The 26,504-nt window shown below is 68.6% G+C and carries 24 protein-coding genes; 18 read left to right on the top strand and 6 right to left on the bottom strand.

What is annotated here, in order from left to right:
* The first annotated feature begins 91 nt into the window (after nucleotides 1-91).
* Nucleotides 92-1,174: an FAD-binding oxidoreductase gene (locus tag BLU81_RS32135; RefSeq protein WP_092549747.1), complete on the top strand. Its 1,083-nt coding sequence runs from the start codon at nucleotides 92-94 to the stop codon at nucleotides 1,172-1,174.
* On the opposite strand, the gene BLU81_RS32130 is transcribed toward BLU81_RS32135, so the two are convergent.
* The 3 genes from BLU81_RS32130 to BLU81_RS32120 form a co-directional block, all read right to left on the bottom strand.
* Nucleotides 1,175-1,789, bottom strand: a complete 615-nt coding sequence (locus BLU81_RS32130; RefSeq protein ID WP_092557937.1) for a dihydrofolate reductase family protein — start codon at nucleotides 1,787-1,789, stop codon at nucleotides 1,175-1,177. It abuts the gene before it with no gap.
* Nucleotides 1,790-2,023: 234 nt separating this feature from the next.
* A complete protein-coding gene (locus tag BLU81_RS32125) occupies nucleotides 2,024-2,581 on the bottom strand; it encodes a dihydrofolate reductase family protein (protein ID WP_092549744.1) in 558 nt (185 codons plus the stop codon).
* A 13-nt stretch (nucleotides 2,582-2,594) separates the two neighbouring features.
* The gene (locus BLU81_RS32120; protein WP_092549741.1) at nucleotides 2,595-4,628 is read right to left on the bottom strand and encodes a SpoIIE family protein phosphatase; all 2,034 of its coding nucleotides are present in this window, start codon (nucleotides 4,626-4,628) and stop codon (nucleotides 2,595-2,597) included.
* A gap of 111 nt (nucleotides 4,629-4,739) precedes the next feature.
* On the opposite strand from BLU81_RS32120, the gene BLU81_RS32115 reads away from it, so the two are divergent.
* The 5 genes from BLU81_RS32115 to BLU81_RS32095 all read left to right on the top strand — a co-directional run bounded on the left by BLU81_RS32115 (nucleotide 4,740) and on the right by BLU81_RS32095 (nucleotide 12,687).
* Nucleotides 4,740-9,128: a HAMP domain-containing protein gene (locus BLU81_RS32115; RefSeq protein ID WP_092549738.1), complete on the top strand. Its 4,389-nt coding sequence runs from the start codon at nucleotides 4,740-4,742 to the stop codon at nucleotides 9,126-9,128.
* A gap of 59 nt (nucleotides 9,129-9,187) precedes the next feature.
* Nucleotides 9,188-9,736, top strand: coding sequence for a response regulator (locus tag BLU81_RS32110; protein WP_092549735.1), 549 nt, complete (start codon nucleotides 9,188-9,190; stop codon nucleotides 9,734-9,736).
* 99 nt (nucleotides 9,737-9,835) lie between these two features.
* A complete protein-coding gene (locus BLU81_RS32105) occupies nucleotides 9,836-11,338 on the top strand; it encodes a pectate lyase (RefSeq protein ID WP_092549732.1) in 1,503 nt (500 codons plus the stop codon).
* 60 nt (nucleotides 11,339-11,398) lie between these two features.
* Nucleotides 11,399-11,911, top strand: a complete 513-nt coding sequence (locus BLU81_RS32100; RefSeq protein WP_092557935.1) for a SigE family RNA polymerase sigma factor — start codon at nucleotides 11,399-11,401, stop codon at nucleotides 11,909-11,911.
* Entirely contained in the window at nucleotides 11,908-12,687 is a 780-nt protein-coding gene (locus tag BLU81_RS32095) for a hypothetical protein (protein ID WP_157751859.1), read from the top strand. Before BLU81_RS32100 ends, BLU81_RS32095 begins: the two co-directional genes overlap by 4 nt.
* A 27-nt stretch (nucleotides 12,688-12,714) precedes the next feature.
* On the opposite strand, the gene BLU81_RS32090 is transcribed toward BLU81_RS32095, so the two are convergent.
* Nucleotides 12,715-13,044 (bottom strand): STAS domain-containing protein, encoded by a 330-nt coding sequence (locus tag BLU81_RS32090; RefSeq protein WP_092549726.1) that lies wholly within the window; start codon nucleotides 13,042-13,044, stop codon nucleotides 12,715-12,717.
* 126 nt (nucleotides 13,045-13,170) lie between these two features.
* Here BLU81_RS32090 and hemL point away from each other — a divergent pair, with 126 nt between their 5' ends.
* From hemL to ccsB, 6 genes are read left to right on the top strand one after another with little or no spacing between them, the layout of a single operon-like run.
* Nucleotides 13,171-14,508, top strand: a complete 1,338-nt coding sequence (gene hemL / locus BLU81_RS32085) for a glutamate-1-semialdehyde 2,1-aminomutase (protein WP_092549723.1) — start codon at nucleotides 13,171-13,173, stop codon at nucleotides 14,506-14,508.
* The gene (locus BLU81_RS32080) at nucleotides 14,505-15,167 is read left to right on the top strand and encodes a histidine phosphatase family protein (protein WP_092549720.1); all 663 of its coding nucleotides are present in this window, start codon (nucleotides 14,505-14,507) and stop codon (nucleotides 15,165-15,167) included. The genes hemL and BLU81_RS32080 overlap by 4 nt, the downstream gene beginning before the upstream one ends.
* Nucleotides 15,167-15,727: a TlpA family protein disulfide reductase gene (locus BLU81_RS32075; protein WP_092549717.1), complete on the top strand. Its 561-nt coding sequence runs from the start codon at nucleotides 15,167-15,169 to the stop codon at nucleotides 15,725-15,727. Before BLU81_RS32080 ends, BLU81_RS32075 begins: the two co-directional genes overlap by 1 nt.
* A complete protein-coding gene (locus BLU81_RS32070) occupies nucleotides 15,727-16,518 on the top strand; it encodes a cytochrome c biogenesis CcdA family protein (protein WP_092549714.1) in 792 nt (263 codons plus the stop codon). Before BLU81_RS32075 ends, BLU81_RS32070 begins: the two co-directional genes overlap by 1 nt.
* Entirely contained in the window at nucleotides 16,515-18,116 is a 1,602-nt protein-coding gene (gene resB / locus BLU81_RS32065) for a cytochrome c biogenesis protein ResB (protein ID WP_092549712.1), read from the top strand. The genes BLU81_RS32070 and resB overlap by 4 nt, the downstream gene beginning before the upstream one ends.
* Nucleotides 18,116-19,063 (top strand): c-type cytochrome biogenesis protein CcsB, encoded by a 948-nt coding sequence (ccsB, locus tag BLU81_RS32060; protein WP_092549709.1) that lies wholly within the window; start codon nucleotides 18,116-18,118, stop codon nucleotides 19,061-19,063. Before resB ends, ccsB begins: the two co-directional genes overlap by 1 nt.
* On the opposite strand, the gene BLU81_RS32055 is transcribed toward ccsB, so the two are convergent.
* On the bottom strand, nucleotides 19,060-19,869 hold the full coding sequence (locus BLU81_RS32055; protein WP_231953610.1) for a hypothetical protein: 810 nt from the start codon (nucleotides 19,867-19,869) through the stop codon (nucleotides 19,060-19,062). The two genes, ccsB and BLU81_RS32055, sit on opposite strands and share 4 nt — an antisense overlap.
* A 92-nt stretch (nucleotides 19,870-19,961) precedes the next feature.
* Between BLU81_RS32055 and BLU81_RS32050 the strand changes: the two genes are divergently transcribed.
* From BLU81_RS32050 to BLU81_RS32040, 3 genes are read left to right on the top strand one after another with little or no spacing between them, the layout of a single operon-like run.
* On the top strand, nucleotides 19,962-21,422 hold the full coding sequence (locus BLU81_RS32050) for a menaquinone biosynthesis decarboxylase (protein WP_092557929.1): 1,461 nt from the start codon (nucleotides 19,962-19,964) through the stop codon (nucleotides 21,420-21,422).
* Nucleotides 21,419-22,312, top strand: a complete 894-nt coding sequence (gene mqnP / locus BLU81_RS32045; RefSeq protein WP_373873283.1) for a menaquinone biosynthesis prenyltransferase MqnP — start codon at nucleotides 21,419-21,421, stop codon at nucleotides 22,310-22,312. The genes BLU81_RS32050 and mqnP overlap by 4 nt, the downstream gene beginning before the upstream one ends.
* Nucleotides 22,313-22,361: 49 nt before the next feature.
* Complete coding sequence (locus BLU81_RS32040) at nucleotides 22,362-22,985, top strand: UbiX family flavin prenyltransferase (RefSeq protein WP_092549706.1); 624 nt, start codon at nucleotides 22,362-22,364, stop codon at nucleotides 22,983-22,985.
* On the opposite strand, the gene BLU81_RS32035 is transcribed toward BLU81_RS32040, so the two are convergent.
* Entirely contained in the window at nucleotides 22,982-23,257 is a 276-nt protein-coding gene (locus tag BLU81_RS32035) for a BldC family transcriptional regulator (RefSeq protein ID WP_092549703.1), read from the bottom strand. The two genes, BLU81_RS32040 and BLU81_RS32035, sit on opposite strands and share 4 nt — an antisense overlap.
* Nucleotides 23,258-23,468: 211 nt before the next feature.
* On the opposite strand from BLU81_RS32035, the gene BLU81_RS32030 reads away from it, so the two are divergent.
* The 3 genes from BLU81_RS32030 (at nucleotide 23,469) to BLU81_RS32020 (ending at nucleotide 26,399) form a co-directional block, all read left to right on the top strand.
* Nucleotides 23,469-23,918, top strand: coding sequence for an Lrp/AsnC family transcriptional regulator (locus tag BLU81_RS32030; protein WP_092549701.1), 450 nt, complete (start codon nucleotides 23,469-23,471; stop codon nucleotides 23,916-23,918).
* Nucleotides 23,915-25,009 carry an L-cysteine desulfhydrase Cds1 gene (gene cds1, locus BLU81_RS32025; protein WP_092549698.1) on the top strand — a complete coding sequence of 365 codons (1,095 nt, stop codon included), beginning with the start codon at nucleotides 23,915-23,917 and terminating at the stop codon, nucleotides 25,007-25,009. The genes BLU81_RS32030 and cds1 overlap by 4 nt, the downstream gene beginning before the upstream one ends.
* A gap of 85 nt (nucleotides 25,010-25,094) precedes the next feature.
* Nucleotides 25,095-26,399, top strand: a complete 1,305-nt coding sequence (locus BLU81_RS32020) for a hypothetical protein (RefSeq protein WP_092549695.1) — start codon at nucleotides 25,095-25,097, stop codon at nucleotides 26,397-26,399.
* Nucleotides 26,400-26,504 lie beyond the last annotated feature (105 nt).

Genomic DNA, 26,504 nt, shown 5'->3' with positions numbered 1-26,504 from the left:
ACAGACACACGAACCTCGGTCATTCGAACATGTGTACGATATGCCAGAGTGGACGATCTTTCATCTCTTGCGTCGCCAGGGGGCTACTGACGTGAGCGGTTCGGTTCTTGCTGAGCTCGTCGAGATCTGTGGTCCGGGATCCGCGCGCGCCGCGTCACCAGGCTGGGTCGCCGCTCCGGCCACCCCGGGTTCGGTCGCCGCGCTCCTGCACCTCGCCGCCGGTCACGGCCTGCGGGTCCGCGCGCGGGGATCCGGCAGTAAATTCCATTGGGGTGCGAGTCCGCAGAGTCACGACCTGCTGATCGACACCGTGCGTCTCGACGGCCTGTGGGGTCACGACGGCTCCACCGCGGTCCTCGCCGCCGGCACCTCCGTCACAGCGGCTCAGGCCGCCCTCGCCCGGCACGGCAAACGCCTCACCCTCGACCCGCCGTCGCCCGGCGCCACCGTCGGCGGGGTGCTCGCCCTCAACGAGGCCGGGCCGCTGCGCCACCGGTTCGGCCCACCCGCCGGGCAGGCGCTCCGCGTCGATCTCGTGGACGTCTCCGGTCAACCGGTCGCCACCGACAGCTGGGAGGGTGGCAGTGGAGTGATCACCTCAGCCCTGCTGCCCGTCGAGGACCTGCCCGAGGCCCGCCGCTGGGTGGTCCGGCCGGTGACCACCCCGACCGAGGCCGGTGAGGTGGTCAACGAGGTGGTGGCGCAGGAGTTCGCGCTCAGCGGCGTCGAGATGGATCTGCCCGGCAGTGGCGCCGGCGCCCTGGCCCTGCTGCTGGAGGGCTCCGCCGCCTGGGTCGCGGTCAGCGCCGGGCGGCTCGCCCGCCAGCTCGGGCCACGCGCCCTGATCCGGGACACCGCACCGGCGTGGTGGGGGCAGTATCCGTTCGACCGGTCCGATGTGGTGCTGCGCCTTCGAGTCCGGTCCCGTGACCTGCACGCGATGGGTTACGTGCTGCGCGACGCCGTCGGTGAGTCGGTCGACGTGCGGGGCTCGGCCGGCGCCGGAGTGGTGCACGCGGTCCTGCCCGGCCGACTCAGCGCGGCCCGCATCGGTGACATCGTGGTCGGGCTGAAACAGGTCCTGCTGGCGCGGCGCGGGCAGGTGATGGTGCTGAGCGCCCCGCCCGAGCTGGCGACGGAGATCGAGATGGCCCGCCCTCAGGACCTGTTCTGATCAGCGGATCACCGGGATTCGGGCAACCGTCTCGGCGGCCAGGTGGCGGCCCAGGCGCGCCACGTCACCGACGGCGTAGGTCAGGTAGGCGAACTGGCCCACCGCCCGTGCGTTGGTCAGGATCAAGTCGTCGACCAGGAGTCGGCGGCGCATCATCGGGACGCCCTCGCCCAGGATGGTCGGGGCGATCCCGAGGATGATCTCGTCGAGCAGGCCCTGGGCCACGAACTGACTCACCAGGTTGCCGCCGCCGGCCAGCCACACGTTCTTGCCCTGGGCGGCGACCATCATCGCGTCATGCACCCGGCTGACATCGCCGCTGATCATGAAAACGTTGGCGTCCGGGACCGGGGGCAGGTCGCGGTGGGTGAAGACCCAGCACGGTACGTCGCCGTACATGTCGTGCCAGTTCTCCGGCTCCTCCAGCAGGTTGTCGTGCTCGAGAACCCACTCGTAGGTGGTCGCGCCCATGGCGAACGCGCCGATGCCCTCGAAGAACTCACCGAACGGATTCTCGGTGCCCTCGTCGACCTCGAAGAGCCAGTCCAGCGAGTTGTTCTCGTCGGCGGTGAAGCCGTCGATGCTGGTGGCGGTGTAGTACTGCGTTTTCGCCATGACCAACACGATGCCACGACCGAGCCGACAAAAAGGGCGGATCGATCAGGACGGTCATCGTCATGCCATCCGGGGCGACGGACCGGGTGTCGACCGGGGTGTCGGTGGCGGGCCGGGCGTTGCCGCACCCGGCCCGCCACCGCCACCGGACTGGCGGGATCGGGAGGTCCCACACCGTACTCCACCAGCGGGTCCGGTGGGATCGGCTCTCCCATCCCGGATCATCGGCGTGGCTCAGGACGGCGGGCTGACGTCGTAGGTCAGATAGGCGAACGGGCCGACCGGCCGAGCGCTCGTCAGCGTCAGACGTGACGACGGGAGGCGGCGGGGGAGAACTGGCGCTCCGGCCCCCAGCGTGACCGGGGCGACCCCGAGGATCACCTCGTCGAGCAGGCCCGCGTCGGCGAACTGGCCGACCAGATCACCGCCGCCGACCAGCCAGACGTTCTTCCCGGCGGCCGCCCGAGTCATCGCGGCATGGACGGGACCGACCTCACCTCGTACGAAATGGAGGTCTGCGCCTGGAACGACCGGCAGCTCGCGGTGCGTGAAGATCCAAGCAGGGGTGTCTCCGTAGGGCCCGAGCCAGGCGGACGGGTCCTCCCGGGCCTTCTCGTGGCTGAGGATCCACTCGTAGGTGGTGGCGCCCATGGCGAACGCGCCGACCCCGGCGAAGAACTCACCGAACGGGCTCTCGCCCCGGTCCTCGACCTCGAAGAGCCAGTCCAGCGAGTTGTCCTCGTCGGCGATGAAGCCGTCGATCGTGGTCGCGGTGTAGTACTGCGTCTTCATCCCACCGAGGGTGTCAGGAGTCGTTGCGCAGGACCAGGATGGCGATGTCGTCGCGGGGTTCCTCGACCGAGAAGTTGATCGTGGTGGAGCGCAGCCGGGCCGCCATCACGTCGGCCGGGTAACCGGCCAGCGGGGCCGAGGCCTCGCGCAGGCGGTTCGAGCCGAAGAGCTCGCGGCCGCGGCGGCGCTCGGTCACCCCGTCGGTGTAGAAGATCAGCGAGTCGCCGGCCTCCAGGGTGATCGACACGTCCGGCGAGGTGATCGTCTCCAGCAGGCCGAGCGCGGTCCCGCCCTCGCCGACGAACGAGGTCTTGCCGTCGGCTCGGACCAGCACCGCGCGATCGTGCCCGGCCAGGTGCAGGCAGACGTCGAGGGCGCCGCTGGGCCGGCGGGTCACCGAGGCCATGGCGAGCGTGCAGTACCGCCCGCCACCGCGCTGCACGAGGGTCCGGTTGACCCGCCAGAGGATCTCGTCGAGGGCTTTGCCGTCGTCGACCAGGATCCGGATCACGTCGCGGACCAGCCCGGTCACGGTGGCCGCCTGAACACCCTTGCCGGACACGTCGCCGACCACGACCAGCCACTGGTTCTCGCCGGACGGGATCACGTCGTAGAAGTCGCCGCCGACCTCCGAGCCGGTGGGAACGTACTCCGCGGCGAAGCCGATGCCTTCGACCTTGGGCAGTGCCGGTGGCAGCAGCGACGCCTGCAGGGTCCGGGCGACGGTGCGCCGCTCGTCGTGGATGCGCGCGTTGTCTATCGCCAGGGCGGCCCGCCGCGCCACGTCCTCCAGCACGGCCACCTCGTCGGCGTCGTGCCGGTGTCGCGGGTGCCGGCCGACGGCCAGGGTGCCGAGCCGGGCGCCCCGGGCCACCAGTGGCAGCGCGTAACCCTCCAGCGGCGAACCGAACATCACCTGGGTGCCGAGCCGGGACGCCTCCTCCAGCCGGCCCAGCAGCGACTCCGGGCCGGGTTCGGCGAGGGTCGCGTGCAACCCGGCAAGCGACGACTCGTCGGCGTGGGTGGCGGCGGCCAGCTGGAGCCGCCCCCACGAGTCGGTGGTGTGCACCGCGCACCACTGGCCCAGCCGGGGCACCACCAGTTGCGGGATCAGGGCCATCGTCAGGTTCACGTCGAGGGACTGGGCGAGCAGCTCGCTGGCCTCGGCGAGGAAGGTGATCCAGGTCTGCCGTCGGATGTCGGCGCGGCGCAGCCGGTCGTTCTCCAGGTGCAGGGCGAACCGCTCGGCGACCATCGTGGTCAGCGCCAGGGCGTACCCCTCGGGGGCGGCGTCGAGTTCGAGCTCACCGGAGTAGGGCCGCTGCACGTTCAGCGTCACCCGGATGGTGTCGGCGTTGTCGCGGGGCGCTCGCCCATACCTCGCCAGCAGCTGCCGGCCCATGCCCTCGCCGCGGTCGAGCCGGACCACGCCACCGGCCGCGCCGGTCAGCCGGGCCAGCCGGGACAGCAGATCGGTCGCCAGGTCGGACAGGCCCTCCTCGGTGTGCCGGTCGGTGCCGCTGCGCAGCAGGCCGGTGAGCGCGCCCAGGCTCGGTGTCTCGGCCGCGCTGGGCAGCCGGACCGGGCCGGACTCGGCCCGCTGGTCCAGACGGAACCAGACGCCCTTGCCGTCACCCTCGTGGACGGTGCCCCAGCGGCTGGCGAAATGGTCGACCAGCAGCAGGCCCCGGCCGCGCTCGGCGACCTCGCCGATCTCCGAGCTCTCGTTACGCGGGCCGATGGTGAGCTGCTCGACCGGGCCGGGCGCGAAGTCGGTGACGGTGACGGTGAGCCCGCCGGTGTCGGCCGCGACCTCTATCTCCAGCTCGGTGTTGGCGTGCACCACCGCATTGGTGGACAGCTCGGTGGTGAGCAGCAGGGCCTCGTTGAGCAGGACGACCAGCCCGGTCTCCTCCAGCACGGATCGCACGAGTGCGCGGGCCGCCGCCGGGGTACGACGATCGTTGGGCAGTCTGGTCCGGCGCACGAGTGCCTCGGACGGCGCACCTGATGGGATGCTCGTCCTGGTTCCGACCTCGGCTGGCACTCATGCATCCTCCCCCGTCGAAGGGTGGATGCACAAAGTCGTCTCTCGCATTGACCCGGTCGGGCGAGAGAAGATGGGTAACCCCGGCCGTTTACAGCGAGTGAGGGCAGTATGACTGCGGCTAAAGAAGCCGACGAGACGGTTCTCCTCGGTGAGCTCACCGAGGCGCTGAGGCGTGTCCGGCGCGGTGATCTCAAAGTGCGGCTGAACCGGCGTGACGGCACGGCCGGAGCGGTGGCCGAGGCCTTCAACGAGGTCGTCTCGCTGCAGGAGCGGCAGAACCTCGACCTGCGCCGGATCAGCCGGATCGTCGGCCGGGACGGGCGGCTCACCGAGCGCCTCGACGAGGAGGGCCTGGACGGTTCCTGGGAGGACAGCGTCCGGTCGGTGAACTCGCTGATCGACGACCTGGCCCGGCCCACCACCGAGATCTCCCGGGTCATCGAGGCGGTGGCCCAGGGCGACCTGTCCCAGCACATGGCCCTGCAGATGGACGAGCGGCCGCTGCGCGGCGAGTTCCTGCGGATCGGCCGGACCGTCAACACCATGGTGGATCAGCTGTCGTCGTTCGCCGACGAGGTGACCCGGGTGGCCCGTGAGGTGGGCACCGAGGGCGAGCTGGGTGGTCAGGCCGACGTGCGCGGGGTGGCCGGCACCTGGAAGGACCTCACCGACTCGGTGAACACGATGGCCTCGAACCTGACGCATCAGGTGCGGTCGATCTCGCAGGTGGCGACCGCGGTGGCTCGCGGCGACCTGTCGCAGAAGATCACCGTGTCGGCCCGCGGCGAGGTGGCCGAACTGGCCGACACGATGAACGGGCTGACCGACACCCTCCGGCTCTTCGCCGAGCAGGTGACCCGGGTGGCCCGTGAGGTGGGCACCGAGGGCAAGCTGGGCGGTCAGGCCGACGTGCCGAACGTGGCCGGCACCTGGAAGGACCTCACCGACTCGGTGAACTCGATGGCGTCGAACCTGACCAGCCAGGTCCGTAACATCGCTCAGGTCTCCACGGCGGTGGCCAAGGGCGACCTGTCGCAGAAGATCACGGTGGCCGCGCAGGGCGAGATCCTGGAGCTGAAGGACACCGTGAACACGATGGTGGATCAGCTGTCGTCGTTCGCCGACGAGGTGACCCGGGTGGCCCGTGAGGTGGGCACCGAGGGCCGGCTCGGCGGTCAGGCCCAGGTCCGTGGCGTCTCCGGCACCTGGCGCGACCTGACCGAGAACGTGAATCAGCTGGCCGCGAACCTCACCGCCCAGGTCCGCAACATCTCCCAGGTCTCCACCGCGGTGGCGAAGGGCGACCTGTCGCAGAAGATCACCGTCGACGCGCGCGGCGAGATCCTGGAGCTGAAGAACACCGTCAACACCATGGTCGATCAGCTGTCGTCGTTCGCCGATGAGGTGACACGTGTCGCGCGCGAGGTCGGCTCGGAGGGCAAACTGGGCGGACAAGCCCAGGTCAAGGGCATTTCTGGTACGTGGCGCGACCTGACCGACAATGTGAACTACATGGCGTCCAACCTGACCAGTCAGGTCCGCAACATCGCCTCGGTCACCACTGCCGTCGCGAAGGGCGACCTCGGTCAGAAGATCACCGTCGACGCCCGTGGCGAGATCCTGGAACTGAAATCGACGGTCAACACGATGGTGGATCAGCTGTCGTCGTTCGCCGATGAGGTCACCCGGGTGGCCCGTGAGGTCGGCTCGGAGGGCAAGCTCGGTGGTCAGGCGCAGGTGCGCGGGGTGGCGGGCACGTGGCGTGACCTGACCGACAACGTGAACTCGATGGCGTCGAACCTGACCGGTCAGGTCCGCAACATCGCCCAGGTGTCGACCGCGGTGGCGAAGGGCGACCTGTCGTCGAAGGTCACCGTCGACGCACAGGGCGAGATCCTGGAACTGAAGAACACCGTCAACACCATGGTCGATCAGCTGTCGTCGTTCGCCGATGAGGTCACCCGGGTGGCCCGTGAGGTCGGCTCGGAGGGCAAGCTCGGTGGTCAGGCGCAGGTGCGCGGGGTGGCGGGCACGTGGCGTGACCTGACCGACAACGTGAACTACATGGCATCCAACCTGACCGCCCAGGTCCGCAACATCGCCTCGGTCACCACCGCGGTGGCGAAGGGCGACCTGTCGCAGAAGATCACCGTCGACGCCCGTGGCGAGATCCTGGAGCTGAAGAACACCGTCAACACCATGGTCGACCAGCTGTCGTCGTTCGGTGACGAGGTGACCCGGGTGGCTCGTGAGGTGGGCTCGGAGGGCCGGCTCGGTGGTCAGGCCCAGGTGCGCGGGGTGGCCGGAACCTGGCGTGACCTGACCGACAACGTGAACCAGCTCGCCTCCACGCTGACCATCCAGCTGCGTGCCATCGCCGAGGTGTCCACCGCGGTGACCCGGGGTGACCTGACCCAGAGCGTCGCGGTCGAGGCGCAGGGCGAGGTGGCCGAGCTCAAGGACAACATCAACCGGATGATCGTCACGCTCCGGGACACCACCAAGACCAACGCGGAGCAGGGCTGGCTCGACTCGAACCTGGCCCGGATCGGCGGACTGCTGCAGGGCCAGCGGGACGTCGGCGAGGTCTGCCGCATGATCATGACCGAGGTGACGCCGCTGGTGGACGCGCAGCTCGGCGCGTTCTTCCTGGTCGACAACGAGGAGGCGGTCACCCGGCTGCGGCTGGCCGCGGCGTACGGGTACGTCGCCCGCGACCACGAGGTCACCTTCGGCCCCGGCGAGGGACTGGTCGGCCAGGCCGCGGTGTCCCGGCGCACGATCCGGGTGCGGGCCACCCACGACGGGATACTGACCATGCGCTCCGGGCTCCTCGGCATGCCGCCGAACGACCTGGTGGTGCTGCCGGTCCTGTTCGAGGGTGAGATGCTCGGCGTGATCGAGTTCGCGTCGGTGGCCGCCTTCAACGGGCTGCACCTGACGTTCCTGGAGCGGCTGGTCGCGACGATCGGGGTCGCTCTCAACACCATTCAGGCCAACCGGCGTACGGAGGAACTCCTCTCCCAGTCGCAACGGCTCGCCCGGGAGATGCAGGACCAGTCGGCCGAGCTGCAGCGCACCAACGCCGAACTGGAGGACAAGGCCAAGCTGCTGAGCGAGCAGAAGGCGAACATCGAGTTGAAGAACCGGGAGATCGAACTGGCCCGACTCGGCCTGGAGGAGAAGGCCCAGCAGTTGTCGCGGGCCAACACGTACAAATCGGAGTTCCTGGCCAACATGAGCCACGAGCTGCGGACCCCGCTGAACTCGCTGCTGCTGCTGGCCCGGCTGCTCGCCGACAACACCGAGCAGAACCTGTCGAGCAAGCAGATCGAGTTCGCCCGGACCATCCACAGTGCCGGTTCCGACCTGCTCTCGCTGATCGACGACATCCTGGACCTCTCCAAGATCGAGGCCGGCCGGATGGATGTCGAGACCGACGTGGTCGACTTCGACGGCATCCGCAGTTACGTCGAGCAGGCATTCGCCCCGCAGGCCGAGGACAAGGGCCTGCAGTTCCGCGTCGACCTGGCGCCGGAACTACCGGACTCGCTGGTCACCGACCCACAGCGGCTCCAGCAGATCCTGCGCAACCTGCTGTCGAACGCGGTCAAGTTCACCGACAGCGGCGCGGTGACCCTCAGCATCTTCTCGGCCGAACTGGACGCCGGGATCGACGCGCCGTCGTCCCTGCACTCCGCTCCGCGGGTGGTGGCGTTCGCGGTCAGTGACACCGGCATCGGCATCTCGGACGAGAAACTGGCGATCATCTTCGAGCCGTTCCAGCAGGCCGACGGCACCACCACCCGCAAGTACGGCGGCACCGGACTGGGCCTGTCGATCAGCCGCGAGTTCGCCGCCCTGCTCGGCGGCACGATCTCGGTCTCCTCGCTGCCGGGGGAGGGCTCGACCTTCACCCTCTTCATGCCCGAGGCGCTCACTCCGGACGCGATCCCGATGCCGGTGCTGCCCGCGGTGCCGGCCAAGGCGATCTCGGTCCGCCCGGCCCCCTCGATGGCCTCCCTGGGGCTGCCGCTGATGGAGATGCCGCCGCGGGTCGAGGAGAAACCGCCGGTGAGCCCGGCGGGCCGGAAACTGGAAGGCGTCACAGTGCTGATCGTCGACGACGACGTCCGTAACGTCTTCGCTCTGACCAGCGCCCTCGAGATGCATGGACTCCACGTGCTGTACTCGGACAACGGGGTGGACGGGGTACGGATCCTGGCCGAACATCCCGAGATCGACATCGTCCTGATGGACGCGATGATGCCCGATCAGGACGGTTATGAGACGACTCGGGGAATTCGGCGCAATCAGCGTTTCCGGGACCTACCGGTAGTGTTCCTGACGGCGAAGGCGATGCCCGGTGACCGGGAGTCGGCCATCGCGGCCGGAGCGAGTGACTACATCACGAAACCGGTCGATCTGGACGAGTTGATCGAGCTGATGGACCGCTGGGTGAACGCGGAGAAGACCGAAGTGCCGGATCACGGGTGAGGCCGGCCGTTGTGGGTAGCGCCATGGGAGGTAACTACCGGTGGGTGAGGTGAGCACGGGTGGGTGAGCGTGCCAAGGCTCTACTGGTCGACGACCGGAAGGACAACCTGCTGGCCCTGGAGGCGATCCTTCAGGGTCTGCCCGTCACCGCGGTCGCTGTGGAGAGTGGCGAGGCCGCGCTCAAACAGCTGCTCACCGATGACTTCGCGGTGATCCTGCTGGACGCGCACATGCCCAACATGGACGGTTTCGAGACCGCCAGCCACATCAAGCGGCGGGAGCGGACCCGGCATGTGCCGATCCTGTTCCTGACAGCCGCCGACCGGGACGCGCAGCTGGCCCTGCGCGGTTACGCGGTCGGTGCCGTCGACTACCTGACGAAGCCGTTCGACCCGTGGGTGCTGCGCGCCAAGGTCTCCGTCTTCGTCGAGCTGTGGACTAAGAATCAGCAGCTCAAGGCGCAGGCCGAGGTGTCGAAGGAGCGCGAGTCGCAGTGGCAGCGGATGACCGCGACGGTCGACGAGGCCGCCCGGGTGCTGCGGGCCGGCGGCGACGAGGCCGCGTCCGAGGCGCTGGACCTGCTGGAGAAGGCCCGCTGGGGCGACTGACTGTGACATGGGTCACGGCTGGCAACCTTGCTGGGCAGCCGCGCCACTACCGGGACGTGATCGCTTGATCATGCGACGTCCGTCCCGAGTAGGAGCAACATGCGGCACGCTATGCCCAGCGAGAACCCCGGCCGGGGTCGTCGTCGCCTGGTCACCGGACTAGGCACGGCCGGTGTGGCCGGAGCGGTCACCGCGCTGGTGGCCGTTCTCGTGCCGTCCGCCTCGGCCAGCACCCTGTTCAACGACGACTTCGAGAGCGGCACGGCCAACTGGACCAAGTCCGGCGGCACCTGGTCCGTGGTCACCGACGGCTCCAAGGTCTATAAGCAGGCCAAGGCCGACAGCGAACTGGCCCGCGTCTTCGCCGGCGAGACCTCCTGGACCGACTACTCGGTCGAGGCCAAGGTCAAGGCGCTGGACCTGGGCGCCGGCCTGGCCGGTGTCGCGGCCCGGGCCAGCGGTTCCTCCACGATGTACCGGCTCGCCCTCACCTCAGCCGGCAAGGCTGAACTGCAGGCGGTCAAGGGCAGCACGGTCACCAGTCTCGGGTCGGCCGCGGTCAAGAACCTCACCGCGTGGCACACCCTGAAGGTCGACGTCACCGGCAGCAGCATCACCGGCTACGTGGACGGCGCCAAGGTCGCCTCGGGTACCGGTTCGCTCGCCGGGACCGGCCGCATCGGTCTGGTCACCAGCTACGCCTCCGCCGAGTTCGACGACGTCGCGGTGAACCCGCTGGGTGTCGTCGCAACCCCGTCCTCGGCCTCCCAGACGGCCTCCTCGACGCCCTCGAAGACGGCTTCCGCCTCGCCGTCCGCCTCCAAGACGGCCTCCCCGACGCCGTCCGCGTCGAAGACCGCGTCCGCTTCGCCGTCCGCCTCCAAGAGCGCCACGCCCACCCCCGCACCGACCAGTTCCTCGACGGCCTGGCCGAAGGCGACCGGTGAGAAGGCGGTCACCGCCACCATCCCGGTCTCCGGCACCGTCGACGGCGGCAACGTCCGCTACTTCGGCAGCGGCGCGCTGGGCGGCGAAGGCCAGGAGGAGGGCCAGGACCCGCTGTTCAAGCTGGCCGACGGCGCGGTGCTGAAGAACGTCATCCTCGGCGCCCCGGCCGCGGACGGCATCCACTGCTCCGGCTCCTGCACGCTGATCAACGTGTGGTGGGAGAACGTCGGTGAGGACGCGGCCACCTTCAAGGGCGGCGCCTCGGCGACCTACACCGTGGACGGTGGCGGCGCCAAGAGCGCTGACGACAAGGTCTTCCAGCACAACGGCGGCGGCACGCTGACCATCAAGAACTTCCAGGTCGAGGACTTCGGCAAGCTCTACCGTTCGTGCGGCAACTGCTCCACCCAGCACAAGCGCGCGGTCGTGGTGCAGAACGTGGTCGCCACCGCCCCCGCGGGCAGCCTGGTCGGCATCAACGCCAACTTCGGTGACACCGCCCGGATCTCCGGCGTCACCGTGATCGGCAAGAAGAGCCTGGACGTCTGCGTCCGGTTCACCGGCAACAGCTCCGGCAAGGAGCCGACCAAGATCGGCACCGGCCCGGACGGCACCAACTGCATCTACAACGAGTCCGACATCACCTTCAAGTGATCGATCGTGGCCGCCGGGAGCAACACCCGGCGGCCACACCCGGCGGACCGAAGGGTGCCGATGCACGACGCTGCCTTCCGCGACTACTTCGAGCAGCACCACGACTCGATGTCCCGGCTCGCCTATCTGATGACCGGTGAGGCGGACGGCGCCGACGACCTGGCGGCCGACGCGCTGACCGAGGTGTGGCGGCACTGGGACCGGGTCATGGCGGCCGACGACCCGGCCGCGTACGGGCACGGCATCGTGATGAACCTGGCCCGCAACCGGGTCCGGCGCCGCAGCCGGGAACGGCTCTGGTCGCTGGAACCGATCCGGAAGGCACTCGACCCCGATGTGTCGGCGGTCGTCGACGTGCGCAGCGCACTGAAGCGGCTACCGCACCGGCGGCGGGCCTGCGTGGTCCTCCGCTACGCCTTCGACCTCCCCGAGAAGGAGGTCGCCACGGCACTCGGTATCTCAGTGGGCGCGGTCAAGAGCGCGACGTCGCGCGGCGCCCGGCAATTGGCGGAACTACTCGGCGGCAGCAGCGTCGCCCTGGCACGACTCAACGGTTGGGAGGCGGCGCGATGACAATCGTCGAGGGAGAGCTGCGAGCGGCATTGCGCGCGGAGGCGGCGAAACACCGCCCGGACCGTGAGGCGATGCTCGACCGGATCACCAGGACCAGCATGCGCACCCGCCACGCCGCCCCGAGCCCGTCCCCACGGCTGCGGATGACCGGCGCGGCCGTCGCGGTGGCGGCGGTCCTCGGCGGCGGCGGGTTCGCCCAGTGGGCACTCGCCGGCGACGGCGAGCCGAATCCCGTACCCACTCCGGTGGTCACCGTGGAGCCGACCCCGAGCGGCCCGGCGTCACCCAGCACGACCGGACCCAGCGGTACGCCCAGCGCAGCGCCCAGCAAGTCCACGCGCACCCGGCAGTCCGGCCAGCCGTCCCCGTCCGCCGCCGCTTCCAGCGCACCACCCGCCGACCCCGCGGCGCAGGGCGCCCTGTGGTCCGACGGCTCGGTCGTGCCCGGCGGCGACTCCCAGGCCAGCAGTGTCGTGACGGTGAAGACCACCGAGCGGCTCACCGCCCTCGAGGTGACGATCCGGCTCGCGCGCACCGACGGCCTGGTCTCTCGCGGCGGCAGCCAGCAGGTGCCCGGCGCGAGCGTCACCAGCACGGTCACCGAGGAGCCGGACGCGATCGTCTACCGGTTCGTGCTCTCCTCCGGCGACAACCTGGAACCGGGTACTTACACGTTTTACGCGCGCTACATCCACCTCGACGGCGGACGCGACGCCGGCGGCGACTCCTACCGCGCGACGACGACCACCGCGACGGTCACCGGCGACTTCAGCTGAAGTTATCCACAGCCTTGTCCACAGGGGTCAGCTGTGGCTGCTGATCATCAGGGCTGAGCGCAGGCCGGTGATGTCGAGCACACGCATCAGGAAGTCGCCGACGTTCGACAGGGCCAGGACGACCTGTGCGTGCTGGGCCTTACGGCTCAGCACCACGAGGGTGCCCAGGCCCTGTGAGTCGCAGAAGTTCACCCCGGACATGTCCAGGACGATGCGATTGGGCTGGTCATCGCCGAGTATCTCGTTGACGACGGCGGACAGCTCATTGACCGTGAGCACGTCGATCTCCCCGGCGAGCTGGATCACAACCTCGTCGGGTGCGCGCTGAACCGCGATGGACAGCTCGGGTCGCTCCACGCAGTTCAGCCTATCCTCTTCGGGGCGAATCAGCCCGTCCGGCGCGGTCAGACCGGGCGCTCGACGGCCATGATCCTTTCGATGTGAAGAACCCTCTCGCAATACTCGTTCCATGGCGCTGACAGAATGGGGACTGCTGTGACCACGAAATATCCCACCGCGGAGCTTCCGTACCCGGAGGACGCCCCGGTCTCCCAGGCCCTGTTCGACCGCGCCCAGGCCATCGTGCCGGGCGGGGTGAATTCACCTGTGCGTGCGTTCCGTGCGGTCGGCGGCACCCCCCGGTTCATGGCCTCGGGCTCCGGCCCGTGGCTCACCGACGTGGACGGGCGGCGTTACGTCGACCTGGTCTGCTCCTGGGGCCCGCTGATCCACGGACACGCGCACCCGGAGATCATCGAGGCGGTGCAGCGGGTCGCGGCTCTCGGCACCAGCTTCGGTACGCCCACGGCCGGTGAGGTCGACCTGGCCGAGGAGATCGTCCGGCGCACCTCGATCGACGAGGTCCGGCTGGTCAACTCGGGCACCGAGGCGACCATGACCGCGATCCGGCTGGCCCGTGGATTCACCGGCCGGTCGAAGATCGTGAAGTTCGCCGGCTGCTACCACGGGCACGTGGACGCGCTGCTGGCCGCGGCCGGTTCCGGTGTGGCCACGCTCGGCCTGCCCGACTCGCCCGGCGTGACCGGGGCGACGGCCGCCGAGACCGTTGTGCTGCCGTACAACGACGTGTCCGCCGTTGAATCGATCTTCGCCGAGCAGGGCGCCGAGATCGCGGCGATCATCACCGAGGCGGCGCCCGGCAACATGGGCGTGGTCACCCCGCGCGACGGCTTCAACCAGGCCCTTGCCGAGATCGCGCACCGGCACGGCGCGCTGCTCATCGTCGACGAGGTGATGACCGGTTTCCGGGTCTCCGCCGGCGGCTGGTCCGGGCTGCACCCGGTCGACGCCGACCTGTTCACCTTCGGCAAGGTGATGGGCGGTGGCCTGCCCGCGGCGGCGTTCGGCGGCCGCCGGGAGATCATGTCCCGGCTCGCCCCGGCCGGCCCGGTCTACCAGGCGGGCACCCTCTCCGGCAACCCGCTGGCCTGCGCGGCCGGTCTGGCGTCGTTGCGGCTCGCCGACAAGGCCACCTACCAGCGCCTGGACGAGCTGGCCGACACGATCGGCGGCCTGTGCTCGGATGCTCTGAGCGCCGCCGGTGTGACACACCGGCTGCAGTACGCCGGGAACATGTTCTCGATCTTCTTCACCGAGAACGAAGTCGTCGATTACGACTCCGCGAAGACACAGAACGCGGGCGCGTTCAAGGCGTTCTTCCACACGATGCTGGCCAACGGTGTCTACCTGCCGCCGAGCGCCTTCGAATCATGGTTCGTGTCGACGGCGATCGACGACGCAGCCTTGGAACAGATCGCCGCGGCGGCACCGCTCGCGGCCCGAGCCGCAGCGGGGGCATGACCTTGTCAGAACCGACCAAGACCACGGTGCACGTGCTGCGACACGGCGAGGTCTTCAACCCGGGCAAGATTCTGTACGGGCGGCTGCCCGACTTCCACCTCTCCGAACTGGGACACCAGATGGCGAAGGCGGCCACCGAGGTGCTGGCCGGCCGGGACATCACGCACGTGGTGGCCAGCCCGCTGGAGCGCGCCCAGGAGACCGCGGCCCCGTTCGCGGCCGAGTTCAAGCTGGACATCGCCTCCGACGTGCGGCTGATCGAGAGCGCGAACTACTTCGAGGGTAAGAAGGTCTCGGTCGGTGACGGCGCGTTCAGCAACCCCCGGCACTGGTGGGTGCTGCGGGACCCGATCACCCCGTCCTGGGGCGAGGCCTACCTGGTGATCGCCCAGCGGATGTTCGAGGCGGTGCAGGCGGCCCGGGTCTCGGCCGAGGGTCACGAGGCGGTCTGTGTCTCGCACCAGCTGCCGATCTGGACCCTGCGCCGCTACATCGAGGGCAAGCGCCTCTGGCACGACCCGCGACGCCGGGAGTGCGGGCTGGCCAGCCTCACCTCGTTCCGGTTCGAGGGGTCCAAGGTGGTCGGTGTCGACTACTCGGAGCCCGCCGCCCACCTGGTCGCGATGTCCGCGACGGCCAAGACAGCCAAGGGGGCCTGATGCGCCGCCTCGCCGCCGTCGCCCTCGCGGCGGTCACCGCCGCCGGAGTCCTGAGCGGCTGCGGCGGCGAGGAGAACTGGGCCAAGAAGTGCTCCACCACCAACCTGGTGGTGGAGTGCGCCCCGGTGGACCGGCCGCTGGTCACCGACGTCACCGGGGAGTTGCTCGGCGGCGGCACCTACGACATCGAGAACGACCGCGGCAAAGTGATCGTGGTCAACTTCTGGGGTTCGTGGTGTGCACCGTGCCGGGCCGAGGCCGACGACCTGGAGAACACCTACCAGGCGACCAAGGACAAAGATGTCACGTTCGTCGGGGTGAACACCCGCGACGCCAAGGACGCGGCGAAAGCGTTCGAGCGGGCCTACCAGGTCACCTACGACAGCATCTTCGACGTGGACGGCCGGGTGGGCCTGAAGTTCGACGTCACCCAGAACGCCATCCCGAGCACTCTGGTGCTGGACCGGCAGGGCCGGATCGCCGCCGCGATCCGCAAATCGACCACGGCCGGTGAGTTGCAGCCGCTGGTCGAGAAGATCGCAGCGGAGGCGACCGGCTGATGGGTAACGCTTTCGCGGGTGCGGTGACCGACGGGCCGATGCTGCTGGCGATCGGCGCGGCAGTGCTCGCCGGTCTGGTCAGCATCCTGTCGCCGTGTGTGCTGCCGTTGATCCCAGGCTACCTTTCATACGTCACGGGCCTGGCCGGTTCGGACATGGAAGCGGTGATGGGCCGGGGCACGACCGCGGTCACGACCCGGACCACTGTTCTGAAAAGCCGGGTATTGGCCGGCAGCCTGCTCTTCGTCCTCGGATTCGCTGTCGTGTTCACGCTCGCGGTGTCGCTGGTCGCGAACCTCATCCTGAAACTGACCACCCACGCCGAGGTGCTGAACACCCTCGTCGGCGCGCTGATCATCGTGCTCGGGCTGGGCTACCTGGGGTGGATCCCCGGCTTCCAGCGCGAGGCGCGGATCACCAAACTGCCGGCCGCCGGGCTGCTCGGCGCTCCGGTTCTCGGGGCGGTCTTCGCGATCTCCTGGACCCCGTGCATCGGCCCTACTCTCGGCGCGGTGATCGGCCTGGCGACCACCACCGGGCAGACCGACCGGGCGGTCCTGCTGGCACTTGCCTTCAGCTTCGGGCTCGGCGTGCCGTTCGTCCTGTTCGGCCTCTTTTTCCGGCGTCTGCTCGGGGTGTTCACGGCGATTCGCCGTAACAGCCGGTGGGTGACCCGGATCGGTGGCGTCCTGCTGATCCTGGTCGGTCTGGCCCTGGTCACCGGTGCTTGGAACGACTTCCTGATCTGGCTGATGACCACCTTCGACTTCCAGAAGGGGGCGCTGCTGTGACCGTCGTCGAGGATCGGCCCGCCACCGCCGAAGCGCCCCGGCCCAAGCGACCGAACCGGCTCTGGGCCCTGCTGCGTAACTCGTGGCGCCAGCTGACCAGCATGCGTACCGCGCTGGTCCTGCTCTTTCTTCTGGCGGTCGCCGCGGTGCCCGGCTCGGTCTTCCCGCAACGGGGAGTGAACCGGGAGAACGTCGCCGAGTACTTCACGGCGAACCCGAAACTGGCGCCGGTGCTGGACCGGTTCTTCGCCTTCGACGTCTATTCGTCGCCCTGGTTCGCCGCGATCTACCTGCTGCTGTTCACGTCACTGGTCGGATGCGTGCTGCCCCGACTGCGGGAACACTTCCGAGCTTTGACGACCGTACCGCCGGACGCACCCAAGCGGATGGAACGCCTGCCGCACCATGACGGCGGACATCGGCGACCGGAGGAGCCCGCGGCCGTGGCCGCGGAGATCGCGAAGACGCTGCGCCGGCGCCGTTTCCGCACCCGGGTCCGGGAGACGCCGGACGGCTGGACGGTCTCGGCCGAGAAGGGTTTCCTGAAGGAGACCGGCAACCTGTTCTTCCACGTCGCGATGCTCGGCGTGCTGATCGGGGTCGGGTTCGGGAGCTGGTACGGCTGGCACGGCAACCGTCTCCTGGTCGAAGGCCAGGACCAGGGTTTCTGCAGCGCTCTCCCACAGTTCGACGAGTCGGTCCTCGGCCCTCGCGTGGACGCCAGTGACCTGCCCGACTTCTGCATGCGGATGACCGATTTCGAATCCACCTTCCAGACCACCGGGCAGCCGAAGTCGTTCGAGGCCAGTGTCGAGGTGAGCGAGAACGGCGGCGAGTACCGTCCGGAGCGGTTCACCGTCAACGACCCGCTGCGGCTCGACGGCGCCTCGATCAACCTGATCGGCCAGGGGTACGCCCCGATCCTGCGTTACACCGACCGTTTCGGCGCCCAGCAGACCGCGGTGGTGCCGTTCCTGCCCACCGACCTGATGATGACCAGTGAGGGCGTCGTCCAGTTCCCGGACGTCAACGTCGACCCGAACGGCAAACGCGACCCGAAGCTGCAGATGGGCTTCGAGGGGGTCTTCCTGCCGACCGGCGGCACCGATGGCAGTGCCCTCTCCCAGTTCCCGGCCGAGGAAAACCCGGTGCTCTACCTCGCGGCCTACCGCGGTGACCTGGGTCTGGACTCCGGCAAACCCGGTTCGGTGTACGCCCTGAACCGCGACAAGATCGATAGCGGCTCGCTCCAGAAGATCAGCGGCGACCGGCCGCACGTGTTGCGCCCGGGTGAGAAGTGGACCCTCGACGACGGGACCACGCTGGAGTTCGTCGGCACCAAGCGGTTCGCGACTCTGTCCATCCGGCACGACCCGACGAAGCTGTCACTGCTGGTCGGTTCGGTGATCGGCCTGACCGGGCTGATGATGTCGTTGTACACGCACCGCCGCCGCGTCTGGTTCCGGGTTCTCGCCGCTGACGGCGATCCGGCGGGCGGTAGCGTGATCGAGGCCGGTGGCCTGCCGCGCACCGACTATCCAGGTTTCGGCGATGAGTTCGCGGCGCTCACCCGGCAGATGAAGGAAGGGACACGCTGATGGCGGAGTTGTCCAATCAGCTGATGGCACTGACCGTGCTGGCCTATCTGGCCGCGATGGTCTGTTATGCCGGGGAGTACGCGTTCGGCAAACGCAGCCACATCGGAAAGGCCGCCAGTCGCCAGCTGGTCGGTGCGGGCGCTCCCGTGTCGCCGGTTGAGGAAGAAGCCCCGGCGAAGCGCGGCAAGGGCGACGTCATCGGCCTGATCGCGGTCGGGATCAACATCCTCGGCCTGTTCCTGCACCTGGGCACCACGGTCACCCGCGGCCTCGCCGCCGACCGGATGCCCTGGGGCAACATGTACGAGTACATCCTCTCCACGGCGCTGATCGGCTCCGCGGTCTGGGTGGGTGTGCTGCTGCGCAAGCCGGCCGTCCGGCACCTGGGCCTGTTCGTCAGCCTGACCCTGGTGGTGCTGCTGGGCGCGGCCGCGCTGGTCGCCTACACCCCGGTCGGCCCGCTGGTGCCGGCCCTGGAGTCGTACTGGTACGTCTTCCACGTCTCCACGATCATCATCTCGTCCGGGATCTTCCTGGTCGGTGTGGTGCCGGCCCTGTCGTTCCTGATCAAGGACGGCTGGGACGCCGGCAAGCGCAGCTTCCCCTACACGCTGGGCCGCCACATCGGTGACGCCGGCGTGCTGGAGCGGCTCACCTTCCGCCTGCACGCGTTCGCGTTCCCGCTGTTCACCTTCGGCGCGCTGATCGCTGGTCCGTTGTGGGCCGAGGCGTCCTGGGGCCGGTACTGGGGCTGGGACCCGAAGGAGGTCTGGGCGTTCATCTCCTGGATCGTCTACGCCGCCTACCTGCACGCCCGCGCCACCCCGAGCGTGAAGCGGACCACCGCCACCTGGATCGCGATCCTCGGCTTCGTGACGATGCTGATGAACCTGTTCGGCGTGAACCTGTTCTTCGAGGGCCTGCACTCGTACGCCAACGCGGGCTAGTCGGCGCAGTTCCCGGCGGACCAGGTGTCGTAACGGGTCTGCCAGTCCAGGCAGAAGCCGCCCCGCCGCTGCTGTTCGCCGGGTGTCGTTCCGGTCAGGGTCGCGATGTCCTCGCGCCAGTACCGGGCCGGGCCCCCGCCGACCGGCCGCACCTGCACGTTGTCCACGGTCACCTTCGGCATGTCGAGCCGGGCCGGCCGGGTGGCGTCCACATGCACTTCGACGTACTGCTCGATCTGGGCACTGCCGCCCAGTGGCAGGCGCTGCTGGGTGAGCAGGTTCCACCGGTTGTCCCACCAGAGCCAGGCCCGCCACATGCCGGTCCGGTCGCCGCTGATGTCCAGCCAGACCTGATCGCCGGGGCGTACCGCGTACTGGTCGTAGAACTGCCATCGGTTGGTGTTGGTGTTGAACGTGTAGACGTGCTGACGACCGGGGGAGGCCCACCCGGTCTCCGCCCAGCCCGCTTCTAGCCAGGTGATCCGGCCGGCGCCCAGGTCCTTCTTCGCCATGAACCGGCCCACGATGAAGTCGTAGGTCTGTGCCCGGATCCCGCCGTCCACGACCGAGAACCGGCCGGAGACCCCACCCCACTCGCCGCTGGTCACGGCGCCGAGGTGGTGGTAGCCGCTCGGGGTGAAGGCGATCTTGGTGGATTCCAGCGGATGATCCGCCCGGCAGGCCCGGGGGCTGGACAGACCCGCGGGCGCGACCGGGGCCGTGGTGGATGCCCGGCCCGGGGCGCACTCGGGCAGCTGTGGCTCCGGGGCCGCCGTCGCCGGACCCGCACCGGCAAGAACGGCCACCAGACACCATCGGGTCACCCTCCGCAGCCTCATGACAGCCCCAACGGGATCCCGGATCTACGGTGACGGATCGTGGTGCCAGACTGGTGGTCATGGCGCCGCGTGGATTCCCCTATGCCGATCTGCAGAGCTTCATCGCAGCCCTGGAGGCCGCGGGTGAGCTACGCCGGGTGAAAGTGCCGGCGGATCCGACGCTGGAGATCAGCGAGATCGTGACCCGGACTGTGCGGGCCGGTGGGCCGGCGCTGCTCTTCGAGAAGCCGACCCGGGGTGAGATGCCACTGGTCATCAACCTGTTCGGCACCGAGAAGCGGATGGCCATGGCCCTCGGCGTCGACCACCTGGACGAGATCGGCGCCCGCATCGGCGACCTGGCGAAACCGGAGCTGCCGGTCGGCTGGTCCGGCATCCGCGAGGGCATCGCGAAGGTGCTCCAGCTCAAGTCGCTGCCGCCGAAGAAGATCAAGACCGCGCCCTGCCAGGAGGTGGTGCTCTCCGGCGACGACGTCGACCTGGGTCTGCTGCCCGGCCTGCAGGTCTGGCCCGGTGACGGCGGCATCTTCCACAACTTCGGGCTGACCCACACCAAGCACCCGGAGACCGGCAAACGCAACCTCGGCCTCTACCGGCTCCAGCAGCACTCGAAGAACACGCTGGGCATGCACTGGCAGATCCACAAGGACTCGACCGCGCACCACGCGGTGGCCGAGCGCCTGGGCCAGCGTCTGCCGGTCGCCGTCGCGATCGGCGCCGACCCGGTGGTGGCCTACTCGGCCAGCGCGCCGCTGCCCGGCGACATCGACGAGTACCTGTTCGCCGGCTTCCTCAAGGGCGAGCGGATCGAGATGGTGGACTGCCTGACCGTGCCGCTGCAGGTCCCGGCCTCGGCGCAGATCGTGCTGGAGGGTTACCTCGAGCCGGGGGAGCGCCTGCCCGAGGGCCCGTTCGGCGACCACACCGGCTTCTACACCCCGGTCGAGCCGTTCCCGGTGCTGCACATCGAGACGATGACGATGCGGAAGAAGCCGATCTACCACTCCATCGTCACGTCCCAGCCGCCGCAGGAGGACCACGGGCTGGGCAAGGCCACCGAGCGCATCTTCCAGCCACTGCTCAAGATCCTCATCCCGGACATCGTCGACTACGACATGCCGGCCGCCGGGGTGTTCCACAACTGCCTGATCGTGTCGATCCGCAAGCGCTACCCGAAGCACGCGCAGAAGGTGATGAACGCCGTCTGGGGCGCCCACCTGATGTCGCTGACCAAGCTGATCGTGGTGGTCGACGAGGACTGTGACGTGCACGACTACAACGAGGTGGCGTTCCGGGCCTTCGGCAACGTCGACTACTCCCGTGACCTGCTGCTCACCGAGGGCCCGGTGGACCACCTGGACCACGCGTCCTACCAGCAGTTCTGGGGTGGGAAGGCGGGTGTCGACGCCACCCGTAAGCTGCTGGCCGAGGGTTACACCCGGGACTGGCCGGAGTCGATGGTCATGTCGCCCGAGGTGGTCAGCCTGGTGGACAAGCGGTGGAAGGAATACGGGCTGTGACAGCCATCGAGGAGAAGCCCGGCAAGGTCAAGGCTTTCCTGCGGCTGGTCATGATCGAGCACTCGATCTTCGCGCTGCCGTTCGCCTACCTGTCGTCGTTGGTGGCCATCGGACAAATCGGGCACTCGATTAAAGATCACTGGCTCGACCTGGTGCTGGTCACGATCGCGATGGTGTCCGGCCGGACCTTCGCGATGGCCGCCAACCGCATCCTGGACCGCAAGATCGACGCGCTGAACCCGCGGACCAAGAACCGGGAACTGGTCACCGGTGCGGTAAGTGTCCGCACCGCCTGGACCGGGGCCCTGGTATCCCTGGTGATCCTGGTGGTCGCGGCCGGCCTGCTGAACCCGCTCTGCCTGCTGCTCTCGCCGCTCGCCGTGATCCCGCTGGTGATCTACCCGTACGCGAAGCGGTTCACGAACTTCCCGCACTACGTGCTCGCGCTGGCTCAGGCGGTCGCCCCGGTCGGCGCCTGGCTGGCGATCACCGGCACCTTCGCTGGCTCGTGGCCGGCCTGGGTGCTCGGCATCGCGGTCGGTCTGTGGATCGGCGGCTTCGACATCATCTACGCCTGCCAGGACGTCGAGGTGGACCGGGAGATCGGGGTGCACTCCACTCCGGCTCGCTTCGGGGTGCGGACCGCCCTGCACATCTCCAGCGTCACCCACATCCTGACGTTCGGCTTCTACGTCTGGTTCGGCCAGCTGGTCGGCCTGAGCTGGCTGTGGTGGACGGGGCTGCTGCTGACCGCCGGCGCGCTGATCTACCAGCACGTGGTGGTGACCGAGAATGATCTCTCCAAGGTCAATCGGGCCTTCTTCACGGCGAACGGCTTCGTGGCGATCGCCCTTTTTGTCTTCGCGGTGCTCGATCTGACTCTGCTGTGACCGGATCGGTCGGCCCGGTTCACGGCGAAGTCGCGGCACACTTGACCACATGCGTGAACCATGGATCATCGGTGTCTCCGGGGCGTCCGGTACGCCGTACGCGAAAGCGGTCCTGACCGCCCTGCTCGACGCCGGTGAGTCCGTCGACCTGGTGATCTCCAAGGCAGCCCGGCTCACCCTGCTGGACGAGACCGGTGCGACCGTCCGCGACGCGCACTGGAAGGACGACGTGGCGGCCTGGCTGGGCCGGGATCTCGGCGATCTGGCCTACTGGCCCGCCAACGACCTTGCCGCGGGACCGAGTAGTGGTTCCTACCCGGCCCGCGGCATGGCGGTGGTTCCGGCCAGTACGGCGGCATGCGCCGGAATAGCCATCGGTTTGTCGAAAGACCTGTTGCAGCGGTCAGCCGAAGTGAATCTGAAAGAAAGACGGCGCACGGTTGTTGTTCCCCGGGAAACCCCGGTCACCCGTAGTCATCTGGAGCACCTGATCGCTTTGCACGATGCCGGAGCCGTGGTGTTGCCGGCCAGCCCCGGGTTTTACGGTTCCGGGGCCGGCGCGACGGCACAACAACTGGTCGACTTCGTGGCCGGTAAGGTGCTCGACGCGTTGGGCGTACCCCACGCGCTTTTCCGCAGATGGACCGGCGAATTGGGTGAGAAGAACAACTAACGGAGACCGTTGGGCGGGCCGTAGCCCGGTCCTGGATTGGTTGGTCCGTTGTTCCTGGGTTTGTTGGCTGCGTCATCCTCGCGCATTTCCTCGATCACACCATCGCCTTCGAGGAGTGCACGAACTTCGGATTCACGGAATCGGCGGTGTCCACCCGGAGTACGGATGCTACCGATCCGGCCGGCGGCGGCCCAACGCGTGACCGTTTTGGGGTCGACGCGGAACAACGCGGCCACCTCGCCCGGTGTCAGCAGACGATCTCCAGTGTCCACAACCCCCTCCTCGGTTCGGTTTCTGGAGCGGCCGTGGTCACGGAGAGTGTCGGCGTGCTCGATCGGGACGTAAAGCCATTAGAGCACCGCCCCTGACCCAAGTCAGTGAAATGCGGAAAAAGCCCCGATTACGACAGTGGTCATTATGCTGCCCACCATTCGCCGCTACCGGGCGTGAAGGTGGGAGCGCCACCCGATTAGGGTTTCAACTATGGACTCCATCGACCTCCGGCTGATCGACCTGCTACGAGAGAACGCCCGCTCGTCGTACGCCGAACTCGCCCGCAAGGTCGGGCTCTCCGCCCCCGCCGTGCACGAGCGAGTCGGTAAGCTCGAGACAGCCGGGACCATCCGGGGCTACCGGGCCGACATCGACCACGAAGCGGTCGGGCTCGGGGTCACCGCACTGATCGGCATCATCGAGGACTCCGGTGCCGACACCGATGACGTGCTCGCCGCCGTGCGGGCCATGCCCGAGGTGGAGAGTTGCTATTTCATGGCCGGCGTCGAGTCGTACCAGCTGACCGTCCGGGTCGGCACGATCGCGGAGCTGGAGCAGCTGATCGTGCGGATCAACCGGACCCCGGGGGTGGCCTCGACCCGGACCGCGATCGCCCTCTCCACCAAGTGGGAGAACCGTCCCCAGCCAGGTCAGGGATGATCACCGACTTCGGGCGCACCGAACGCGTCACCCGCGACTGGTCCCGCACCGCCATCGCCCAGGTGGAAGCCGACGCCAACCGGTCCGCGGACACCCACCTGCTGCCGTTCCCGCTGCCTGCCGAGTGGGGCATCGACCTCTACCTCAAGGACGAGTCCTCGCACCCCACCGGTTCGCTCAAGCACCGGCTGGCCCGCTCGCTCTTCCTCTACGCGCTCTGCAACGGCTGGATCGGCCCGACCACCACTGTCGTCGAGGCGTCGTCCGGTTCGACAGCGGTCAGCGAGGCCTACTTCGCGCGGATGCTGGGCCTGCCGTTCATCGCGGTGATGCCGGCCGCCACGTCGCCGGAGAAGATCTCGCTGATCGAGTTCCAGGGTGGCCGATGTCACCTGGTGGCCGAAGCGAGCCAGGTGGTGCCGGAGGCGCGCCGGCTCGCGGCCGACCTCGGCGGGCACTTCATGGACCAGTTCACCTACGCCGAGCGGGCCACCGACTGGCGTGGCAACAACAACATCGCAGAGTCGATCAACAGTCAGATGGCGCTGGAGCGCCATCCCGTACCGGCCTGGATCGTGATGGGTGCCGGGACCGGCGGGACCAGCGCCACCATCGGCCGGTACGCCCGCTATCAGCGTCTGGACACCAAGCTCTGCGTTGTCGACCCCGAAGGCTCCGCGTTCTGGCAGGCTTACCTCGCCGGTGACTGGACCACGGTGACCGGGAAAGGCTCCCGCATCGAAGGCATCGGCCGCCCCAGTGTCGAGCCGTCCTTCCAGCCCTCGGTGGTGGACCGGATGATCCACGTGCCGGACGCCGCCTCGCTGGCCGCCATGCGGGCCGGCTCGGCCGTCCTGGGCCGCCGGCTCGGGGGCTCGACCGGCACCAACCTGTGGGGCTCGTTCCGGCTGATCGCCGAGATGCTGGCCGCCGGGCGCACCGGATCGGTGGTCACCCTGATCTGCGACGGTGGCGAACGTTACGCCGACACCTACTACTCCGACGCGTGGGTGTCGTCCCAGGGCCTCGACCTCACCCACCCGGCCGGGGTGATCCGCGACTTCCTCGACGGCGGTGGATGGCCCGGATAGAACACCATGATCAGACCCGGGTGAGCTGGATCATGCGGCAAACGGGATGGAACGCCGTACCAGCCGCATGGTTAGATTCCCGATCATGGATGAGCTGCCCCCACGGAAGAAGCCGCTGGCGCCGGTTGCGGGTCTGGTGGCCGCGGTCCTGGCCGCCACCGCCGTGGGCTTCTGGCCGGACAGTTCGGAACCGGCCACCGCGACCCCGGCCGCCTCGGCTTCCGCCCCGGCCCCGGTCCCGCCGTCGTCGGCTCCGGTCGCATCCACCTTCGACCAGGTGCAGACCCTGGTCGACGCGCAAAACGAGGCCCTGCTCAGCGGTGACGAGGCGGGCTGGCTGGCTCCTGTCGACAAGAAGCTGCGCCCGCGATACCGGACCATTTTCCGGAACCTGCGGGCACTCGATCTCACCGCCGCCGACATGGGCATCGACGGCGAGCTGAAGCAGAAAGGTGCGACGCTGATCACCCGGGTCGGGCTCACCTACTGCTTCAGCGGCACCGTCTGCCCCGCCTACCGGTTGGATCCCACCGACGGCGCGCCCAAGATGATCAACACGCTCACCTGGACACCCCGCGACGGCTCCTGGGTGATCACCAAGATGGCCGCCTCCGGCGTCCCCAATTACCTGCAGCCGGCTCCCTGGGAGAACACCGCGCTGACGATCGCCCAAGGGAAACGGGTGATCGTCGCCGGCCCGAAATCACAGGGCGCGAATGTCAGGCGAATCCTGCCGCTCGCCGAGAAAGCCGCCGCGGTCGCCGACCGGTACGCCGCGAAACTGAACAACCCGCAGACCCGGTACCGGATCTACCTGGCCGACGACAAGGCGTGGAAGAGCTGGTACGCCCGTCCGTCACCACCCTGGTCCATCGCCTATCACCTGACCCTCAACCGCATCGGCAGCGACATCGTGGTGAGGGCCGGCAAGGTGATGCCGGAAGGAAACCGCTACATCACCGAAGTGATTCAGCACGAACTCGGCCACGCCGTCACCCTCAACGGCAACCGCAACACGGACGAGAAGAAAGACCAGTGGCTGGTCGAAGGAGTCGCTGAATACATCGGCAACCAGCCCGCCAAGCTCCAGAACACCTACAGCCGGGACGCGCTCCGCTACGTCCAGTCCCGGGGCCGTACCGCGAAGACGATAGCCCTGCCGCCCGTCACCGGGAAATCCGACGACCTCGCCGTCACCAGGCTCTACGCCAACGGCCACTTCGCGGTCGGCTGCATGGCCGCGAAATACGGCGAGACGAAGATGCTCGATTTTGTCGCCATGGTCCTGCACGAAGGCGTGGACATCGACGCGGCATCCCAGATCCACTACGGCAAGCCCTTCAAGACGGTGGACAAGGCCTGCGTGAAGTGGATCAAGAGCCAGATCTGAACTGCCTTTTTCGGTACGACCGGGCAAAGCCCCGTGGCCCCCGCGCCAGGTAGGCGCCCGGCCTGGGCCGACCCGCGGCCGCCGGGCCGAATGCGGTGGTCACCG

The organism is Actinoplanes derwentensis, from assembly GCF_900104725.1.
GTDB lineage: Bacteria > Actinomycetota > Actinomycetes > Mycobacteriales > Micromonosporaceae > Actinoplanes > Actinoplanes derwentensis.
Note: the sequence above shows the minus strand (reverse complement) of the source record. Positions and strands in the feature narration are given on the sequence as shown.

Bases quoted from the DNA above. Each gene is read 5' to 3' on its own strand.
- BLU81_RS32130 (WP_092557937.1), bottom strand. From the start codon at position 1,789: ATGGCGAAAACGCAGTACTACACCGCCACCAGCATCGACGGCTTCACC.
- BLU81_RS32125 (WP_092549744.1), bottom strand. From the start codon at position 2,581: ATGAAGACGCAGTACTACACCGCGACCACGATCGACGGCTTCATCGCC.
- BLU81_RS32115 (WP_092549738.1), top strand. From the start codon at position 4,740: ATGACTGCGGCTAAAGAAGCCGACGAGACGGTTCTCCTCGGTGAGCTC.
- BLU81_RS32105 (WP_092549732.1), top strand. From the start codon at position 9,836: ATGCGGCACGCTATGCCCAGCGAGAACCCCGGCCGGGGTCGTCGTCGC.
- BLU81_RS32100 (WP_092557935.1), top strand. From the start codon at position 11,399: ATGCACGACGCTGCCTTCCGCGACTACTTCGAGCAGCACCACGACTCG.
- BLU81_RS32095 (WP_157751859.1), top strand. From the start codon at position 11,908: ATGACAATCGTCGAGGGAGAGCTGCGAGCGGCATTGCGCGCGGAGGCG.
- hemL (WP_092549723.1), top strand. From the start codon at position 13,171: ATGGGGACTGCTGTGACCACGAAATATCCCACCGCGGAGCTTCCGTAC.
- BLU81_RS32080 (WP_092549720.1), top strand. From the start codon at position 14,505: ATGACCTTGTCAGAACCGACCAAGACCACGGTGCACGTGCTGCGACAC.
- BLU81_RS32075 (WP_092549717.1), top strand. From the start codon at position 15,167: ATGCGCCGCCTCGCCGCCGTCGCCCTCGCGGCGGTCACCGCCGCCGGA.
- BLU81_RS32070 (WP_092549714.1), top strand. From the start codon at position 15,727: ATGGGTAACGCTTTCGCGGGTGCGGTGACCGACGGGCCGATGCTGCTG.
- ccsB (WP_092549709.1), top strand. From the start codon at position 18,116: ATGGCGGAGTTGTCCAATCAGCTGATGGCACTGACCGTGCTGGCCTAT.
- BLU81_RS32050 (WP_092557929.1), top strand. From the start codon at position 19,962: ATGGCGCCGCGTGGATTCCCCTATGCCGATCTGCAGAGCTTCATCGCA.
- BLU81_RS32040 (WP_092549706.1), top strand. From the start codon at position 22,362: ATGCGTGAACCATGGATCATCGGTGTCTCCGGGGCGTCCGGTACGCCG.
- BLU81_RS32030 (WP_092549701.1), top strand. From the start codon at position 23,469: ATGGACTCCATCGACCTCCGGCTGATCGACCTGCTACGAGAGAACGCC.
- cds1 (WP_092549698.1), top strand. From the start codon at position 23,915: ATGATCACCGACTTCGGGCGCACCGAACGCGTCACCCGCGACTGGTCC.
- BLU81_RS32020 (WP_092549695.1), top strand. From the start codon at position 25,095: ATGGATGAGCTGCCCCCACGGAAGAAGCCGCTGGCGCCGGTTGCGGGT.